General features: G+C 30.8%; 2 protein-coding genes and 1 pseudogene. All 3 read right to left on the bottom strand.

Annotated elements, in window-relative coordinates; translation table 11 throughout:
* Positions 1-252, bottom strand: a pseudogene (locus BM319_RS24265) (hypothetical protein); the annotation flags it as partial.
* Positions 253-613: 361 nt separating this feature from the next.
* Positions 614-1,087 (bottom strand): hypothetical protein, encoded by a 474-nt coding sequence (locus BM319_RS24260; protein WP_069034027.1) that lies wholly within the window; start codon positions 1,085-1,087, stop codon positions 614-616.
* Between the two features lie 203 nt (positions 1,088-1,290).
* Positions 1,291-1,677 (bottom strand): hypothetical protein, encoded by a 387-nt coding sequence (locus BM319_RS24255; RefSeq protein WP_069034028.1) that lies wholly within the window; start codon positions 1,675-1,677, stop codon positions 1,291-1,293.
* Between the last annotated feature and the right edge of the window lie 237 nt (positions 1,678-1,914).

The raw sequence follows: 1,914 nt of genomic DNA, 5'->3' as shown, positions 1-1,914 counted from the left end.
TGTTCCAGTTGCTCCTGTCGCTCCAGCTGTTCCAGTTGCTCCTGTCGCTCCGGCTGTTCCAGTTGCTCCTGTTCTCCCTCGTTTACCTCGATCTCCTTCTTTACCTCTTGGTCCTCTTGGTCCAACGCAACAACAGCAACAACAACACTTTTGACATTTATGACAATCATTACATTCACATTTTTGTTCTTTGTTTTCTTTACATTTACATTTGCATTTACATTCACTATCTTTATGCTTGTCTTTCTTCAAATAGGTCTCATCCTTAAATATTATTAGATATACTCCTCAAATAGCACTTATTGCCATATCACCAAAGTTATTTTATGGCATGTATATCTCATGTGTTTGAAGTATTTGCTTAGGTGTAAATTGGTATTTTTTTACAAATGCGTTCTATTAAAATAAAATATTGATATCTTATATTTGAAAAAAGACAGTCAAATTGACATTCCTTTTTAAAAACTTTTTCAACTATCCTGCCATTTACTTTAATAAAAAAAGCCGCATATTAGCAGCTTCTGATCTTCAACTAATGCATGCGTTAGTTGCATAAGATTTTAAATAAATAGGTAAAGAACAAAATCAGAGAACTCAGTGCCTAGATATATTTTTAGTTGAAATAGCTATTATTTACGGATCCACTGGTAGCTTTTTTTTCAAGACTTGTAAGTACAAAATAACCTGCTGCTATTCCAATTATTGCAATTAGTGTAGGTGTTGAACTTCCAAAATACCCTCCCATAATGTATTTCATTAAAGGATATTTCATAGAAATTAATTGTTTTAAGAATAAGTACGGCGTAATAACAAAATATAAAGTAGGAATTCCTAGTACAATAAATCGAACCCAATTGAATTTCCAATCTCCATGTTTGAAGAAGTTCTTAATATTATGAGGAATCGCCAACATTGCTCCAATAATTAAAGGAAACATAGTTTGAAATTTATAATAATCAAATAAATCATAGGTAACACCACTTTGCTTAAGAAGATTATTCTGATGCTTTAAACCAACTGAGATTACTATACCTAATACAATCAAATATAATAAATAACCTACTATCCTTTTAATTTTATCTCCCACCTAAATCCCCCTTGAACTTTACTTATATTGAACTAGCTAAGGTTAATATTAAACAATTATTACCACTATCCCTTTATTCAATTTAAAAATATGTTTGGTAATTATATAGTAGTACATTATTAATTTTTAATTGGAACCTAAAAAGTTGCTTATTTAGCAGCTCGTGATCTCAAACTAACGCATTAGTTAGTTGCATAAGCATATTAACAATAATCACCATTTTCGTCTATTCCAATTGGGAAGTAAGGCATACCATTCATTAATTCAAATAATTCATAAGGGTCTCCATCGTTTGATAGCCAATCAATTGTAAATATCTTTGGGTTAACATACTCGCTTGAACCATTTTTATTGTAATGAGCATTTAATTGATTGCACTTTAACCAATATTTCCTGAATACTGCAATAACACGTCCAGAACAGCATATAGGATCAAATTTTCCCATTATAAAATTCTCAATTTCTTCCTCAGATTTTCCTTCATTGAACAATTTTTCTCGAATTGAATCTAGTTTATCTTCTTCAAATGAAACAGCATTATCTAGTTCTTTTACATATTCATCAAATAAGTTTTTATAAGTTTTATTCATTTTTATCACCTGTATAGTTACAAACTTTATGAAAATTTTAATTTATTACACCAATAAAAACAACAATCCTTTATTCCACTAACCTGCCATTTACTTGTATAAGAAAAAGCTACCGAAGCAGCTTTAATGTTGTTCAACTAATGCATGCGTTAGCCACCCATGAAGCTCAAAAACGGAGCTTCACCACAGTGAATGAAAATGTATTGAATCCGACCATACTGATTCTAAGGCTAGGAG

It is taken from the genome of Bacillus sp. UNCCL81, assembly GCF_900112535.1.
Taxonomy (GTDB): Bacteria; Bacillota; Bacilli; order Bacillales; family Bacillaceae_G; genus Gottfriedia; species Gottfriedia luciferensis_B.
The sequence above is the reverse complement of the archived record's forward strand: the minus strand, read 5'-3'. Positions and strand labels throughout refer to the sequence as shown.